This window comes from Paraburkholderia bannensis NBRC 103871, assembly GCF_000685015.1.
GTDB classification, from domain to species: domain Bacteria; phylum Pseudomonadota; class Gammaproteobacteria; order Burkholderiales; family Burkholderiaceae; genus Paraburkholderia; species Paraburkholderia bannensis.
Genome location: NZ_BAYA01000018.1, coordinates 104,624 through 119,543, shown reverse-complemented (window position 1 = coordinate 119,543; position 14,920 = coordinate 104,624). Strand labels below are relative to the sequence as shown.

The 14,920-nt window shown below is 64.3% G+C and carries 14 protein-coding genes; 9 read left to right on the top strand and 5 right to left on the bottom strand.

The features are described 5' to 3' along the window. Window positions 1–7: 7 nt before the first annotated feature. From BBA01S_RS25745 to BBA01S_RS42780, 3 genes are all read left to right on the top strand, one after another. A complete protein-coding gene (locus BBA01S_RS25745; RefSeq protein WP_027818961.1) occupies window positions 8–406 on the top strand; it encodes an FKBP-type peptidyl-prolyl cis-trans isomerase in 399 nt (132 codons plus the stop codon). 116 nt (window positions 407–522) lie between these two features. Continuing rightward, window positions 523–2,496, top strand: a complete 1,974-nt coding sequence (locus tag BBA01S_RS25740; RefSeq protein WP_027818960.1) for an amylo-alpha-1,6-glucosidase — start codon at window positions 523–525, stop codon at window positions 2,494–2,496. A 79-nt stretch (window positions 2,497–2,575) separates the two neighbouring features. Further along, on the top strand, window positions 2,576–5,293 hold the full coding sequence (locus BBA01S_RS42780) for an MGH1-like glycoside hydrolase domain-containing protein (RefSeq protein WP_042297900.1): 2,718 nt from the start codon (window positions 2,576–2,578) through the stop codon (window positions 5,291–5,293). 9 nt (window positions 5,294–5,302) lie between these two features. Here the strand turns inward: BBA01S_RS42780 and BBA01S_RS25730 are convergent, their stop codons facing one another. From BBA01S_RS25730 to BBA01S_RS25720, 3 genes are all read right to left on the bottom strand, one after another. Continuing rightward, window positions 5,303–5,770 (bottom strand): YaiI/YqxD family protein, encoded by a 468-nt coding sequence (locus BBA01S_RS25730; protein ID WP_027818959.1) that lies wholly within the window; start codon window positions 5,768–5,770, stop codon window positions 5,303–5,305. Window positions 5,771–5,839: 69 nt separating this feature from the next. Continuing rightward, the gene (locus BBA01S_RS48480) at window positions 5,840–5,974 is read right to left on the bottom strand and encodes a hypothetical protein (protein ID WP_281176993.1); all 135 of its coding nucleotides are present in this window, start codon (window positions 5,972–5,974) and stop codon (window positions 5,840–5,842) included. 214 nt (window positions 5,975–6,188) lie between these two features. Further along, window positions 6,189–6,947, bottom strand: a complete 759-nt coding sequence (locus BBA01S_RS25720; RefSeq protein ID WP_042297899.1) for an SDR family NAD(P)-dependent oxidoreductase — start codon at window positions 6,945–6,947, stop codon at window positions 6,189–6,191. A 138-nt stretch (window positions 6,948–7,085) separates the two neighbouring features. Here BBA01S_RS25720 and BBA01S_RS25715 point away from each other — a divergent pair, with 138 nt between their 5' ends. The 6 genes from BBA01S_RS25715 (at window position 7,086) to BBA01S_RS25690 (ending at window position 12,484) form a co-directional block, all read left to right on the top strand. Then, window positions 7,086–7,988: an AraC family transcriptional regulator gene (locus BBA01S_RS25715; RefSeq protein WP_027818957.1), complete on the top strand. Its 903-nt coding sequence runs from the start codon at window positions 7,086–7,088 to the stop codon at window positions 7,986–7,988. Between the two features lie 107 nt (window positions 7,989–8,095). Continuing rightward, complete coding sequence (locus BBA01S_RS25710; RefSeq protein ID WP_027818956.1) at window positions 8,096–9,019, top strand: LysR family transcriptional regulator; 924 nt, start codon at window positions 8,096–8,098, stop codon at window positions 9,017–9,019. 21 nt (window positions 9,020–9,040) lie between these two features. Further along, window positions 9,041–9,940, top strand: coding sequence for a LysR family transcriptional regulator (locus tag BBA01S_RS25705; protein WP_027818955.1), 900 nt, complete (start codon window positions 9,041–9,043; stop codon window positions 9,938–9,940). A gap of 113 nt (window positions 9,941–10,053) precedes the next feature. After that, window positions 10,054–10,347 (top strand): antibiotic biosynthesis monooxygenase family protein, encoded by a 294-nt coding sequence (locus BBA01S_RS25700; RefSeq protein WP_167336043.1) that lies wholly within the window; start codon window positions 10,054–10,056, stop codon window positions 10,345–10,347. An 83-nt stretch (window positions 10,348–10,430) separates the two neighbouring features. Next, window positions 10,431–11,444 carry a zinc-binding alcohol dehydrogenase family protein gene (locus BBA01S_RS25695; protein ID WP_027818953.1) on the top strand — a complete coding sequence of 338 codons (1,014 nt, stop codon included), beginning with the start codon at window positions 10,431–10,433 and terminating at the stop codon, window positions 11,442–11,444. A gap of 116 nt (window positions 11,445–11,560) precedes the next feature. After that, complete coding sequence (locus tag BBA01S_RS25690; RefSeq protein ID WP_027818952.1) at window positions 11,561–12,484, top strand: LysR family transcriptional regulator; 924 nt, start codon at window positions 11,561–11,563, stop codon at window positions 12,482–12,484. 30 nt (window positions 12,485–12,514) lie between these two features. Here the strand turns inward: BBA01S_RS25690 and BBA01S_RS25685 are convergent, their stop codons facing one another. Both BBA01S_RS25685 and BBA01S_RS25680 read right to left on the bottom strand, forming a co-directional pair. Then, window positions 12,515–12,913: a nuclear transport factor 2 family protein gene (locus tag BBA01S_RS25685; protein WP_027818951.1), complete on the bottom strand. Its 399-nt coding sequence runs from the start codon at window positions 12,911–12,913 to the stop codon at window positions 12,515–12,517. A gap of 152 nt (window positions 12,914–13,065) precedes the next feature. Next, window positions 13,066–14,568: a peptide MFS transporter gene (locus tag BBA01S_RS25680; protein WP_027818950.1), complete on the bottom strand. Its 1,503-nt coding sequence runs from the start codon at window positions 14,566–14,568 to the stop codon at window positions 13,066–13,068. Window positions 14,569–14,920: the final 352 nt, after the last annotated feature.

Here is a 14,920-nt window from a genome sequence, read left to right as displayed (position 1 = left end):
AACTCGCATGAAATCCCTGATTGCCTTGATTGCCGCTGCGACCGTCGCAACGAGCGCCTTCGCCGCCAACCCTGTCGAGAAGCTGCCCTCGGGCGTGGTGGTCGAGACGCTCAAGCAAGGCACCGGCGCGTCGCCGTCCGCAGAAGACGTCGTGCGCGTGAACTATCGCGGCACGCTTGCGAACGGCACGGAGTTCGACGCTTCGGCCAAACACGGCGGCCCGGCCAGCTTCCCGCTGAACCGCGTGATCCCGTGCTGGACGCAAGGCGTGCAGAAGATGAAGGTCGGCGGCAAGGCGAAGCTGACCTGCCCGGCCGACACGGCCTACGGCGACCGCGCAGTCGGCCCGATCCCGCCGAACAGCACGCTCACGTTCGAAATCGAACTGCTCGGCATCGGCCAGTAAGTCCAGCCAGCAGGCCAGACCGGAAGCGCCCGTCCCGCGAAAGCGGCGCGGGCGCTTCCCGCTTTTGCTTCCTTTACACTCGCGTCATCCGTCAACCTCCACGGCGAGGCCACCCGATGACGCGTCTTGTCCCTCCCATCGATACCGCTCGCCTCGACGACGAATGGCTCGAAGCGGACGGCGCGGGCGGCTTCGCGTCGGGGACGGTCGGCACCGCGCGCACGCGTCGCTATCACGCGCTGCTGCTGACGGCGACCCAGCCGCCCACTGGCCGCGTGGTGCTGGTCAACGGCATCGAAGCCTGGCTCGAACACGACGGCGGCAAGCTCGCGCTCACCGCGCAGCGCTATGGGCCCGATCTGCTTTCCGCCGATATTGCCAGCCGCCTGCTGGGTTTCGATACTGCGCCGTGGCCGCAATGGCGCATCCGCTTGAACGAGGCGGCCGTGCTGGTCGCCGGGCTGTTCGTTGTCGGCGCGAGCCGCGAGACCGTGCTGCGCTGGCGGCTTGAAGCGCCGCCTGACGCCAGCGCCTATACGCTGAAAGTGCGCCCGCTGCTATCGGGCCGCGACTATCACGCGCTCCATCACGAAAATCCGGCGTTCGCCTTCGATGCGCACATCGACGGCGAACGGGTGCGCTGGCAGCCCTACGGCGATCTGCCCGCAATCGTCGCGCAATCGAACGGCAGCTATACGCATGCGCCGGACTGGTATCGCCACTTTTACTATGCGCGCGAGCAGGAGCGGGGCCTCGACTGTATCGAGGATCTTGCGACGCCAGGCGTGTTCTCGTTCGACCTCGGCAAGGGCGATGCGGTGTTGCTGCTGCGCGCGCAGACGCAACCCGGCGTTGCCGATCCAGGCGAAGGTGCGATGAACCGCGCGCAACGCCTGGCCGGGCTGGAAGCCCTGCGCAGGGCGGGTTTCGCCACGCGGCTGCAACGTTCGGCGCGCGCCTATGGGGTGGCGCGCGGCGACGGCCGCACGATCGTCGCGGGCTATCCGTGGTTCACCGATTGGGGCCGCGACACGTTTATTGCGATCCGCGGCCTGCTGCTCTCGAACGCAGCGAATGAGCGTCATGGCGCACAAGCGCGCGAAGACGTGGGCGCGATCCTGCTCGAATGGGCGGCTACCGTTTCCGAAGGGATGCTGCCGAACCGCTTTCCCGATGCGGGCGGCGCGCCCGAATACAACTCGGTCGATGCGTCGCTGTGGTTCGTCGTGGCGGTGCACGATTTTTTCGCATCGGCGGAAACACCCGCGCTCACGCGGCGCGTGCTGCAAGACGCCGTCGACGCGATCCTCGATGGCTACGCGCGCGGTACACGCTACCGCATCGGCGCCGATGCGCGCGACGGACTGCTGCGCGCGGGCGTGCCCGGCGTGCAGCTCACGTGGATGGACGCGAAAGCGGGCGACTGGGTCGTCACGCCGCGCATCGGCAAGCCGGTCGAGATCCAGGCGCTGTGGATCAACGCACTGCGCATTGCGCTCGCGTGGGACACGCGCTGGCGCGAGCTTGAGGCGCGTGCGAGCGCGTCATTCGCGCAGCGTTTTGTCGATCCGTCGACGGGGGCGCTATTCGACGTGATCGACGTGGATCATGTCGATGGCCAGGTCGATCGCTCGATCCGGCCCAATCAGGTGTTCGCGGTGGGCGGCTTGCCGTTCGCGCTGCTCGAAGGCGAGGCGGCGCGCGCCGTCGTCGCGCAGGTCGAGACCCATCTGCTCACGCCCATGGGGCTGCGCACGCTCGCGCCGTCCGACCCCGCGTATCGCGGGCGCTATGCGGGCGGCGTGCTGGAGCGCGACGGCGCGTATCACCAGGGCACGGTCTGGCCGTGGCTGCTGGGCGCTTTCGTGGACGCGTGGCTGCACGTGCACGGCGATGACGCGGCGCAACGCGCAATCGCGTACACGCGTTTTGTCGCGCCGCTGCTCGCGCATCTGGACGAGGCCGGTCTCGATCACGTCAGCGAAGTCGCCGATGGCGATGCGCCGCATCATGCGGGCGGCACGCCGTTCCAGGCGTGGTCGCTTGGCGAGTTGCTGCGCATCCTCGGGCGGCTGGACGTAACTGGCTGAGCCGGCAAGCATCAAACCGCGCTAGCATGAGGCTCCCGGCGCGCCCGCGCGCCGACCCAGCCGACCCAGAACAAGGGGGATGCCCATGCTGCAGCGCGCCGCCGGTCTCGATCTCACCGCCGAAGGCAAACGCCTCTATTCGAGCGACTACGCCCGCTGGCAGCGCTGGGGGCCGTACCTGAGCGAGCGCCAGTGGGGCACGGTGCGCGAGGACTACAGCGAGCACGGCACCGCGTGGGACTATTTTCCGCACGATCACGCACGGATGCGGGCCTATCGCTGGGGCGAGGACGGCCTGGGCGGTTTCGCCGACGAACGGCTGGGCTGGTGCGTCGCACTGGCGCTCTGGAACGGCCGCGACCCGATCCTGAAGGAACGCCTGTTCGGCCTCACCAACGCGCAGGGCAATCATGGCGAGGACGTCAAGGAGCTGTACTTCTACCTGGACGGCACGCCCACGCATTCGTACATGCGCATGCTCTACAAGTATCCGCAGGCGGCGTTTCCGTACCAGGATCTGGTCGACGAGAATGCGCGGCGCAGCACCCAGGTGCCCGAATACGAAATTCTCGATACCGGTGTATTCGACGACGAAAATTATTTCGATGTCCAGATCGAATATGCGAAGCACACGCCGGAAGACGTGGTGATGCGCGTTACCGTGGAGAACCGCGCGGGACGTCACGCGTCCATCGATGTGCTGCCGCAGATCTGGGCGCGCAATACCTGGTCGTGGAAAGCGATGACCGGCAAGCCGTCGCTCACGTTTGTATCGGCGGCGCAGGGCGATCATGTGCTCGCGCGCGGCGACAAGCACGAGCCGCTGATCGTGACCGCCGCATCGAAGGACGCGATGAGCGTCGAGTGGCTGTTCTGCGAGAACGATACCAACGTGAAGCGCCTGTTCGACATGGACGGCGCGGGGCCGTTCAAGGACGGCTTCAACGATTACATCGTGCATGGCGATGAAAGCGCGATCCGCCGCGACGCGGGCACCCGGGCGGCCGCGCGCGTGCATCTCGAACTGGCCGCGCACAGCCGGGCCGTCGTCACGTTCCGCTGGCGGCCGGTGTCCGCGCCGAAGGACGACGTGCCGCTCGACATCGACGCGCTTTTCGCCCAGCGCATCGCCGAAGCGGACGCGTTCTACGACGCGCTCCAGCGCGATATCGACAGCGCCGATGCGCGCCTCGTGCAGCGCCAGGCGCTCGCGGGCCTGCTGTGGTCGAAGCAGTATTACGAGTACGACGTGCATCGCTGGATGGAAGGCGACCCGCTGCAACCCACGCCGCCCGCGAGCCGCAGGCGCGGGCGCAACGCGGACTGGCTGCATCTGTGCAATGCCGACATCCTCTCGATGCCGGACAAATGGGAATATCCGTGGTACGCGTCGTGGGATCTCGCGTTTCAGGCGGTCGCGTTTGCGCTGATCGATCCGATGTTCGCGAAAAAACAGATGCTGCTGCTGGTCAAGGATCGCTACCAGCACCCCAACGGCCAGCTTCCCGCTTACGAATGGGCATTCGGCGACGCGAATCCGCCGGTTCATGCGTGGGCTGCATGGCGCGTCTACGAGATCGACCGCGCCGTCACCGGTCGCGGCGACCGCGAGTTCCTCGAACGCGTCTTCCACAAGCTGCTGCTGAATTTTTCGTGGTGGGTGAACCGCAAGGACGCCGACGGCCATAACATTTTTCAGGGCGGCTTTCTTGGGCTGGACAACGTGGGGATTTTCGATCGCTCGTCGCCGTTGCCGACGGGCGGGCGTCTCGACCAGGCGGACGGCACCGCATGGATGGCCGCCTATGCGCTCGATCTCATGCGCATCGCGCTCGAACTGGCTTTCGACAATCACGTGTTCGTCGATATCGGCGTGAAGTTTTTCGAGCACTTCCTGTATATCGCGGGCGCGGTCAGTTGCGACGATGGCTGCGATACGGGCCTGTGGGACAGCGTCGACGAGTTCTTCTACGACAAGCTGCGGCTGCCCGATGGCACCACCGAGCCGCTGCGCATGCGCTCGATTGTCGGCCTGATTCCGTTCTTCGCGGTGCGCGTGCTGGAGGAGCAGGTGCACGGCGGCCTGCCTGGCCTGCGCGACCGGCTGGTCTGGTTTCTCGAACATCGTCCTGACCTGGCGCGTCTGGTGTCGCGCTGGAACCAGCCGGGCAAGGGCAATTCGCTGTTGCTCTCGCTATTGCGCGGGCATCGCATGAAGGCGCTGCTGAAGCGCGTGCTGGACGAAAGCGAATTCCTTTCGGCGCATGGCGTGCGGGCGCTCTCGCGCACGCACCTGGATGAGCCCTTCGTGTATCGCTACAACGGTTGCAATTTTGGCGTGCAATATCTGCCGGGGGAATCGGATTCGCGCGTCTTCGGCGGCAATTCGAACTGGCGCGGGCCGATCTGGATGCCGGTCAATTATCTGCTGATCGAATCGTTATACGAATTCCACCGCTATTACGGCGACGATTTTCTCGTCGAATATCCCACCGGATCGGGCAAAAAACTTTCGCTCGCGCAGATCGCCGATGAGCTCGCGCGGCGCGTGACCACGCTTTTTTTGCTCGACCACAAGGGCGAGCGCCCCGTGATGGGTGCGTATGCGCAGTTGCAGGCCGATCCGCGCTGCCGCGATCTCGTGCTGTTTCACGAGTATTTTCATGGCGACAACGGGCGGGGCATAGGCGCTTCGCACCAGACCGGCTGGACGGCGCTGGTTGCGCTGATGTTGCAGCCGCACGCGCTGGGCGCATCGGGCAACGTGCCGCTGGCGGCGGAAATGGGCGCGGTGTAGTTCGGCGGATTAGTTCGGTTTGCCAGGCTTATTGGCATGCCGCGCCAGGAAGCGGTCGAGCTGGCTGGCGAAGGTATTGCTGTCGCGCGTGGAAAAAGGCGCAGGGCCACCCGTTTCAATGCCGGTGCTGCGCAATTGATCCATCACGTCGCGCATGGTGAGACGCTCCTTGATGGTGTCGGGCGTGAACCAGTTGCCGCGCGGGTCGAGCGCATGCGCGCCTTTGTCCAGCACGGCCGCGGCCAGCGGAATATCCGCGGTAATCACGAGGTCGCCGGATTCGGCGAGTTCGACGATGCGGTTATCGGCAACGTCGAAACCCGCCGGCACCTGGATGGCCTTGATGAACGGCGAGGGCGGCGTGCGCAGATACTGGTTGGCGACCAGCGTCACGCAGACCTCGACGCGGCGCGCGGCCCGGAACAACATGTCTTTGATGACGGACGGACAAGCGTCGGCGTCGACGAGAATCTGCACGGACAATCTTCCGAAAAAATCAAACGGGGATCATAGCGCGTCCGCGCCGCGCCGGCATCACCATCGGCATCAATGGTGGCAGCGCGTCTCCCAATGGTGATGCACGCGCACCTTGTGGCAATTATGGTGGTCGTAAGCGAAAGCCGGTTGCACGGCGGCGAGCGAAACGAGCGTCGTAGCAGCGATCAGAAGCAGCTTTTTCATTGCGGATTCTCCCTGTGGTGAGGCGGCCGGAAAAGGGGCCAGCGTGGGGCCAGCGTGAGACCAGCGTTGGGCTTGCGTGGCCGCGCACTGCGAGAGCAATTTGCTTGCCCGGGGGGGGCAAAACCGCAAAAACCGCAAAACCGAAAAAGGGCAGCAAGGGCGGCGCCAATTCCTCTGCGCAATGAATGGCGCTTGCCCGCGCTGCTGGCGACGGCTAGATGTGAATGCCGCCCGCCACTTCGATACGTTGCGCGTTCACCCAGCCGAATTCATCGGAGAGCAGTCCCGCGATAACGGGGCCCACGTCCTGCGGCAGGCCGACCCGGCCGAGCGCCGTATGATCCGCCACCGCTTTGTTGACCTGCGGATTGTCGCGCACGATGCCGCCGCTGAAATCGGTGGCAATTGCGCCTGGCGCGACGACGTTGACGGCGATGCGGCGCGGCGCCAGTTCCACCGCCATATAGCGCGTCAGCGCTTCCACGGCGGCCTTGATGGAGCCGTAGCCGATGCGGTTTGGCATGGCAAAGCGCGCAAGGCCCGAGGAAATATTCACGATGCGCCCGCCATCGTTGATGAGCGGCAGCAGCTTTTGCGTGAGAAACAGCACGCCCTTGAAATGCACGTCGTAAAGCGCGTCCATTTCCGCTTCGGTAATCGATTCGAGATTCGCGCTCGACGAAATGCCAGCGTTATTCACGAGGTAATCGAAGCGTTGCGCGCCCAGCGTGCCGAGCGCCGCGCGTACGGCTTCGGCGAAACCGCCAAAGGTGCCCGAAGCGCCGGTATCGAGCTGCAAGGCTACGGCGCGCGCGCCTGCCTGCTCGACCAGCGCCACGACCTTATCGGCTTCCTCGCGGTTGGACTTGTAGGTGAGAATCGTATCCACGCCGCGCCTGGCGAGACAGAGCACGGCGTCACGGCCAATGCCGCGGCTGCCACCCGTCACGATCGCGATTTTGCTGCTTGCCATGATTGAGGCTCCTGTAAGTTTGCGTCGCCGTAGATTGGCGCACGGGTTCATTATGTCGAGCGCGCCGCGAGGCTAGAATGCCGAAACTCGCCGATTTCCTGCCTGATCCTGCTCAGCCTGATCCGCCCAATGCACCCGATGAACCCACTCGCCGATGTGCTGTTGCGCTTCACGCAGCGCCAGTCCGGCGCAAGTCCGTTTATGACGCCCATCCCCGGCGTGGCCGTGATGCGTTCGGATCAACCGAAACCGCCCTCGCACATGATCTCGAAGCCCGCGTTATGCATCGTCGCGCAGGGCGCGAAATGGGCGACGTTCGGCGGCAACCAGCTGGTGTACAACGCGGGGCAGGCGCTGGTGATCGGTGTCGAAGCCCCGTCGATTGGCCGCGTGGTCGAAGCCAGTCCCGGCGAGCCATGCCTCGTGATGGCGATTGAGCTGGATTTCACCGTGATGCGCAGCGTCGCCGACGAACTCGAAACACCACCCTTGCCTGGCGACACGCCTGGCGCGGGCATCTTCGTCGCCGACTTCGACGGGCCGCTTGCCGATTGCGCGTGGCGCATGGCGCGCCTGCTCGAAACACCGCAGGCGATTGCGGTGCTGCGCCCGCTGATCCTGCGCGAGATCGGCTACTGGCTGCTCACGGGCGCACAGGGCGCCGATATCGCGCGGCTGACACTGGTGAACAGCCCGTCGCAGCGCGTGATCGGCGCCATGCACAACCTGCGCGCGCGGTTCAGGGAAAGCGTGCGCATCGAGGAACTCGCGGAAATCGCGCAGATGAGTCTTTCGGCGTTTCATCGCCAGTTCAAGACGCTGACCTCGTTGACGCCGCTGCAATATCAGAAGCAGTTGCGCCTGCTCGAAGCGCGGCGGCTGATGATTTCGTGCGCGGCGAATGTCGAGACCGCGTCGTTCGAAGTGGGCTACGAAAGCGCGTCGCAATTCAGCCGCGAATATGTGCGCATGTTCGGCCAGTCGCCCAAACGCGATGCAATGGCCATGAACCAGGCGCTGCAAATGGAGCGCACCGGGTAATCGCGAACCATGCGTGAATGAGCGCGCGTCTCGCGCGGTAACATTGCGGTTTCGCGCGGCACGGTTTCGTGCATCCAGGGCATTCAAGTCACTTCCATTGGCGGACTATGGACAATCTCGGAGACATACGGCTTTTCGTCGAAGCGGCCAGTCAGGGCAGCCTGTCCGCTGCAGGCAGGAAGCTGGGGCTGTCGCCCGCCGCCGCCAGTGCGCGTCTCGTGAAACTCGAAGGGGTGTTGCGCACGCAACTATTCGAGCGCTCCACGCGCCGGTTGCGTCTGACCGATGAAGGCCGCGTATATCTCGCGCACTGCCAGCATGCGCTGCAGACGCTCGAAGACGCGCGCGCGGCGCTTCAGGCGGGCCGCGCGACGGTGAGCGGCGCGTTGCGCGTGTCGGCCACCTCGGACTTCGGGCGCGCCGTCCTGCGCCACTGGCTCGACGAATTCAACGAGCGCCATCCTCAGGTCACGCTCACGCTGGTGCTGTCCGATTCGCTCTCGCATCTGCTGCAGGACGATATCGACATGGCGATCCGCTTCGGTACGCCCGCCGACAGTGCGATGATCGCCAAGCGTCTTGCCGACAATCGCCGCGCGCTGTGCGCCTCGCCTGACTATCTCGCGGCGCACGGCATGCCGCGCCATCCCGACGAACTGTCCCAGCTCGATTTCGTTCTGTTGGGCTCGGCATCGGGCGTGGCGAACAACTGGCGCTTCACGCGCGGCAACGAAACCGCCACGTTCACCGCGCCGCCCGAGCGCGCGCGGCAGACCAACGACGGCGCAATTGCGCGCGAATGGGCGATCGAAGGGCGCGGCGTGGCCATGAAATCGATCTGGGATATCGGCGGGGATCTACAGGCCGGGCGCCTCAAGCTGGTACTGCCGGAATGGCGCTGCCCCGATGCGCCCGTGAACGCGCTGTTTCAGCGCACACCGTATATGGCGCCGCGCGTGCGCACGCTGCTTGATTTTCTGGAGCAAAAGTTTGATCAGGCATCCGAATCATTGCAGCCTTATCTGGCGTAACGCGATCGTCCATGCAAATTCATGATCCGACTTGAAGACCTCGTGATTTTCGTTTCAGCGGCGGCCAATGGCAGCCTTTCCGCCGCTGCGCGCCAGCTCGACCTCACGCCCGCGGTCGCCAGCGCGGGCCTCAAGCGCCTTGAAGCGGAACTCGGCGCGCGGCTGCTCGCGCGCTCGACCCGCAGCCTGAGCCTGACCGCCGACGGCGAGCGCTACCTGGAATTCGCGCGCAACGCCATCGAGCAACTGGAAGCCGGGCAGAACGCGGTCGCGCATGGACGCAAGATGATCGGCGGCGCGGTGTCGCTGTCCATACCTTCGGATCTGGGGCGCAGCCTGCTGGTGGGCTGGCTCGATGAATTTCAGGCCCAATACCCGGCGGTGTCGCTGCAGGTGCGCATTGGCGACCAGATCGCGGATATGTTCCGCATGCCGATTGGCCTCGCGATCCGCTACGGCGTGCCCGAGGATTCGAGCCTCGTGGCGCTGCCGCTCGTGCCCGACAACCGCCGCGTGCTGTGCGCCACGCCCGCGTATTTCGCGCGGCACGGCAAGCCCGCGACGCCCGCCGACCTGGCGCGCCACAACTGCCTGCGTTTCGCGCTGAGCGAGACGCTGCACGACCGCTGGACGTTCTTCAGCGACGATGAACCCGTGGTCGTGAGCGTGCACGGCAATCGCAGCAGCGACGACGGCGAACTCGTGCGCAAATGGGCGCTGGCGGGGCTGGGCCTCGCGTACAAATCGCACCTGGACGTGCTTGCCGATCTGCGGGCCGGTCTGCTTGAAGCGGCGATGCCGCAATTCGGCACGGAGCACGCGCCGCTTCATCTCGTCTGCGCGCATCGCGCGATGCTCTCGCCCACCGTCAGCGCGCTGCGCGATTTTCTCCAGCAGCGCTTCGCCGCCTATCTCGGCTGACGCATTTTCAATCGTGCTTTGAAACTGCTTGCGCGCCCACCCACTGGGTCGGGCGCGCGAATTCGGCCATCATGCTTCCCATGACGAACAGCGAACGCAATGGGAGGCGCACCGTGCTAATCGCCATCGCGCGTTTTCATTTGCGGCCAGAGAAGGCCCAGGCGTTCGAAGCCGTGTGGCAGGTGGCCAGCGCCGCGCTGGTGAACAAGGACGGCTATCGCGGACATCGCCTCGGGCCGCAATGCGAGGATGCGGGCTGCTACGTGCTGGAGATCGAGTGGGACAGTCTCGATTCGCAAAGCGCCTTCATGGCGCATGCTGATTTCCCGCCCTTTCTGCACAGCCTCTGGCCGTTTTTCGCCGCGGATCCCGAACTGATTCATTTCGAGCCGCTGGAGGTTCGCTGACTTCGCGCTGATTTTTTCGCGCCGACTGTCCTTCGAATCTTTCTTTCGAATCAATTCAAGTGGTTTTCAACTGGAGAAGCATGATGAAAGCGATTGGCTACCACCGCAGCCTGCCGATTACCGATCCCGAATCGTTGATCGATATCGAACTGCCCGATCCGGTGCCGGGCGCGCACGATCTGCTGGTCGAAGTGCATGCCGTGTCGGTCAATCCGGTGGACACGAAAGTGCGTATGCGCATGGCGCCCGAGAATGGCCAGCCGAAGGTGCTGGGCTGGGATGCGAGCGGCGTGGTGCGCGCGGTCGGCCCTGACGTGACGCTGTTCAAGCCGGGCGACAAGGTCTGGTATGCGGGCTCGCTCGTGCGGCCAGGCACGAATAGCGAGCTTCACGTGGTCGACGAGCGCATCGTCGGTCCTATGCCGGCTACGCTGGATTTCGCGCAGGCGGCGGCGCTGCCGCTCACGACCATCACGGCGTGGGAGCTGCTGTTCGATCGCCTCCAGGTGCCCGAAGGCCGCGAGGCCAGCGGCCAGGCGCTGCTCGTGATCGGCGCGGCGGGCGGCGTGGGTTCGATCCTCGTGCAGCTTGCGCGGCAACTGACCGGTCTCACGGTCATCGGCACGGCGTCGCGTCCCGAGACGGCGCAATGGGTCACGGAGCTGGGCGCGCACCACGTGATCGACCATACGAAGCCGCTTTCGCAGGAGCTCAAGCGCATCGGCCTGGAAGGCGTGGAATATGTGGCGAGCCTGAACCAGACCGATCATCACTTCGACGAGATCGTGGCGTCGCTCAAGCCGCAAGGTCGCCTGGGTCTGATCGACGATCCCGAGATGATCGACTTTCGCAAGCTCAAGACCAAGGCCGCGTCGCTGCATTGGGAGTTCATGTTCACGCGTTCGATGTTCGGTACGGCCGACATGGTTCGCCAGCATGAACTGCTCGATCGTGTGGCGCACCTGATCGACGAAGGCGTGTTGCGCACCACGCTCAACGAACGCTTCGGCAGCATCAATGCGGCCAATCTGCGTCGCGCCCACGAACTGATCGAGACCAACCGCGCGCGCGGCAAGATCGTGCTCGAAGGCTTTTGAACGCGTCAAAAGCGCGTGGGCGCCGGGATATACTTCGCTTCGACATTTGAGACAGGCAAGGGCGCGTGCCCTTGCTCATCCTTCATACGAAGCAACGATCATTCCGGCGGTGATTCATGGACCTCGTCCAAAGCATGCGGGTCTTCATACGTGTCGTGGACGCAGGCAACTTTACGGCGGCGGCCCATTCGCTCAACACGACCACGGCCTATACCTCGCGTGCCGTGTCCGATCTTGAGGCGCATCTGCAAACGCGCCTGTTCAACCGCACGACGCGCAAGATCATCCTGACCGAAGCGGGCGAGCGCTTTCTCGCCCGCAGCCGTCATCTCCTCGACGACCTCGAACAGGCTGAATCCGAGGCGCGCAACGCGACCGTGGTGCCTTCAGGAAGGTTGCGCATTCATTCGATGAGCGGCTTCGGCACGCGCTATGTGGTGCCGCTCGTGTCGCGCTATATGGAGCAGCAGCCGCTCGTCGAAGTCGATCTCACGCTGCATCAGCGCATTCCGGATCTGCTCGAAGAAGGGCTCGACATTTCGATCGTGCTGGCGCAATCGCTGAAGGAGTCGAACTATATTTCGCGCTCCCTCGGCAGTTTCTATAGCGTGATGTGTGCATCGCCCGGTTATCTCGAACGCCATGGCGCGCCGCAGACGCTCGCCGATCTCGACCAGCATGCGTGCCTGAAGCTCGTCATGCCGTCCGGGGAGTCGGAGTCGTGGGTATTCGAGAGCGATGAGGGGCAAGAGGTTTTCTCGCCGCAGAGGCTGCCGTTCTCGGTGAACCTGCCGGAGGCGCTGGCCGAAGCGCTCGCATCGGGCATGGGCGTAGGCGTGCTGCCCGCATCGACGTTCGCGCGCGAACACGCGGAAGGGCGTCTCGCGCGCGTGCTGCCTGACTACCGGCTCGACGTGCGCAATATCTACGCGATCTATCCTTCGCGCAAGTATCTGGATGCGAAGGTGCGCACGTGGGTCGAATTCGTCGGCGAGCACCTGCCAGCGTTGCTGGCAAGCGACAAGGCGGCAATCGGCTGAGCACTGATTGCGCGCGCAACCTTCGTGTTGCTATGACGCCGTGTTTTGCAGGCGCGGCGCGCCCATCTTGAACCACGCCCTGGCGATCTTGCCGTCGATGACTTCGTAGACGGCCAGCACATCGACTTCGCCCACGCCTTCGGGGAAGTCGCGCGTGACGCGCTCCTGGTCGAAGACCGTATTGCCCACCACGCCGCGATGGATCAGATGGCCGTGCAAATGCGGCTCTTCGAAGCGCGTGAGATGGCGTGCGCGAATCTGTTGCGCACCGCTCGCGAGCAGGCGCGAAGGGAACTCGTAGTATTCGGCGTCATCGGCCCAGCAGGCCATGAAGGCGTCGATATCGCGCGCATTATAGGCGTCGAGTTGCCGTGCGACGGGCAGGGCGATATCGGCGTGAAGGGCGTTGGTGGCGGTCGTATCGGACATGGCGGCTATTCCTCGTATGAAAGCGCGTTGCCGATTCTAGCCTGCCATGTATCAAAACCTGCAAACGAAAACGGGATCGATGCGTGAGCAACGATCTCGTTCGTTTGATTGAGGCCGGCAATAAACGTATCGCACGACCTCAGCGCAAATAATTACTTCGCAGCGAGTTCGCCTTCGACAACGGCTTGCTCGGCGTTTTGCTGGTGAGCGCGCGAGAGGCGGCCCATCAGCGGCAGCAGCAGGATGGCGAGCAGCGCGCCCGCAGCCGCGAGCCAGCCCAGGCCGTCGAACAGCTTCGTGTAAAGCGGCAGCGATTCGAGCGGCGAGAGGTTGCCTTCCGGCATCTTCGCGAAGGTGGCGACCACGCTGCCCAGGTATTGCGACACGCCCGTGGCCACGAAGTACGCGCCCATCATGAAGCCGCTCATGCGAGCCGGCACGTAGCGCGCGATCATCGCAAGGCCCAGGCCGCTCACGAGCAGTTCGCCCAGCGAGTAGAGGCCGTAGCCCGCCACCATGAACCACGACGACACGCGGCCATCGACGGCATAACGCCCGCTCAGCGCGTAGACGAAGAAGCCCGCCGACACCACGACGAAGCCCAGCGCGTACTTGGCCGCAACCGGCACGTCGCCGCCGCGGCTTGCGAGGCGCGAGTAGAGCGTCGCGAGGATCGGGCTCATGACCATGATCCAGATGGGATTGAGCGCCTGGAATTGCGCCGCGCTCCAGCTGAACAGCGTCGTGCCGAACAGGCGGAACGCCGGGTCGACGTTATGCACCGCGAACAGCGTGAGCGACGTCGACATCTGCTGGTAGAACACGAAGAACAGGATCACCTGCAGCACGAGGATCAGCGCGGCCACGAGGCCCGCGCGCTCCTGGCGCTCGCAGGTCATCAGCATCCAGCCGAAGATCGCGAGGATCGCCACGCCTGCCGTGTACACGCAGGTCACGGCCAGCTTCTTGTCCTGCAGCACGAACATGGTCGCCACGCCCAGCACGACGCCACCCGCGAGCACCCAGGCAAGACGACGCCACTGGATCGGCTCGGCATCGGGAATCGAGCCGATCTGCGCGAGCGTGCGCTTCATCAGGAAGAAGTTGGCGATACCCAGCAGCATGCCGCCGCAGCAGACCGCGAAGGCCGCGTGCCAGCCCCATTGATCCTTGATCCAGGGCGTGAGCAGCATCGACACGGTCGAGCCGATGTTGACCGCCATGTAATAAATCGTGAACGCCGCGTCGATGCGCGATTCGTCGCCTTCATAGATGCGGCGCACGAGATTGGCCGCATTGGACTTAAACAGGCCGTTGCCGACCACGATCACGCCGAGCGACGCGTACATATGGCCCAGATGATCGTTGGGCATGGCGAGCATGAAATAGCCCGCGAACAGGATGGCCGCGCCCAGCACCATCGAGCGACGCGAGCCGAGCACGCGGTCGCCGATCCAGCCCCCAATCGAAGGCGATGCATAGACGAGCGCGGCGAACGCGCCCCAGGTGAGGGTCGCATGCTCTTCGCTGAAACCCAGCCGCTCGACCATGAAAAGGACAAGCAGCGCCGCCATGCCGTAGTAGCCGAAGCGTTCCCACATCTCGATCAGGAAAACCGTCGAGAACGACTTCGTCCGTGAAACCGTTGAATTCATTGTGACCTCAATTTGCTGCCCTTGGACAGCGTGTTACTGCGATAGTTGGTGCAGGCGCGCGGGTCGCGCGCAAAGTGAGCCCCTACTCACGTCGGGAGTGGAGCTGCAGGCAGGACGGCGCTTATGGCGCCAGTAGGTGTCATATCTCCTCCTTGGCTGGTCTGCGGATCGCGCAGGCACCAGGTTTACAATTTCGTTTTTTGTCTGACTCTCCATCACAGTGACGGCGCGGATCTCGCTGACGCACTGTTTTGGTGCCGGTTCATATAAGTGAAAATTCGGCAAGCCGCAAGGGTATCAAACCAGATTTAGTTGGATCAAACATTTTTTGACGAAAATTTACGTACCTGAT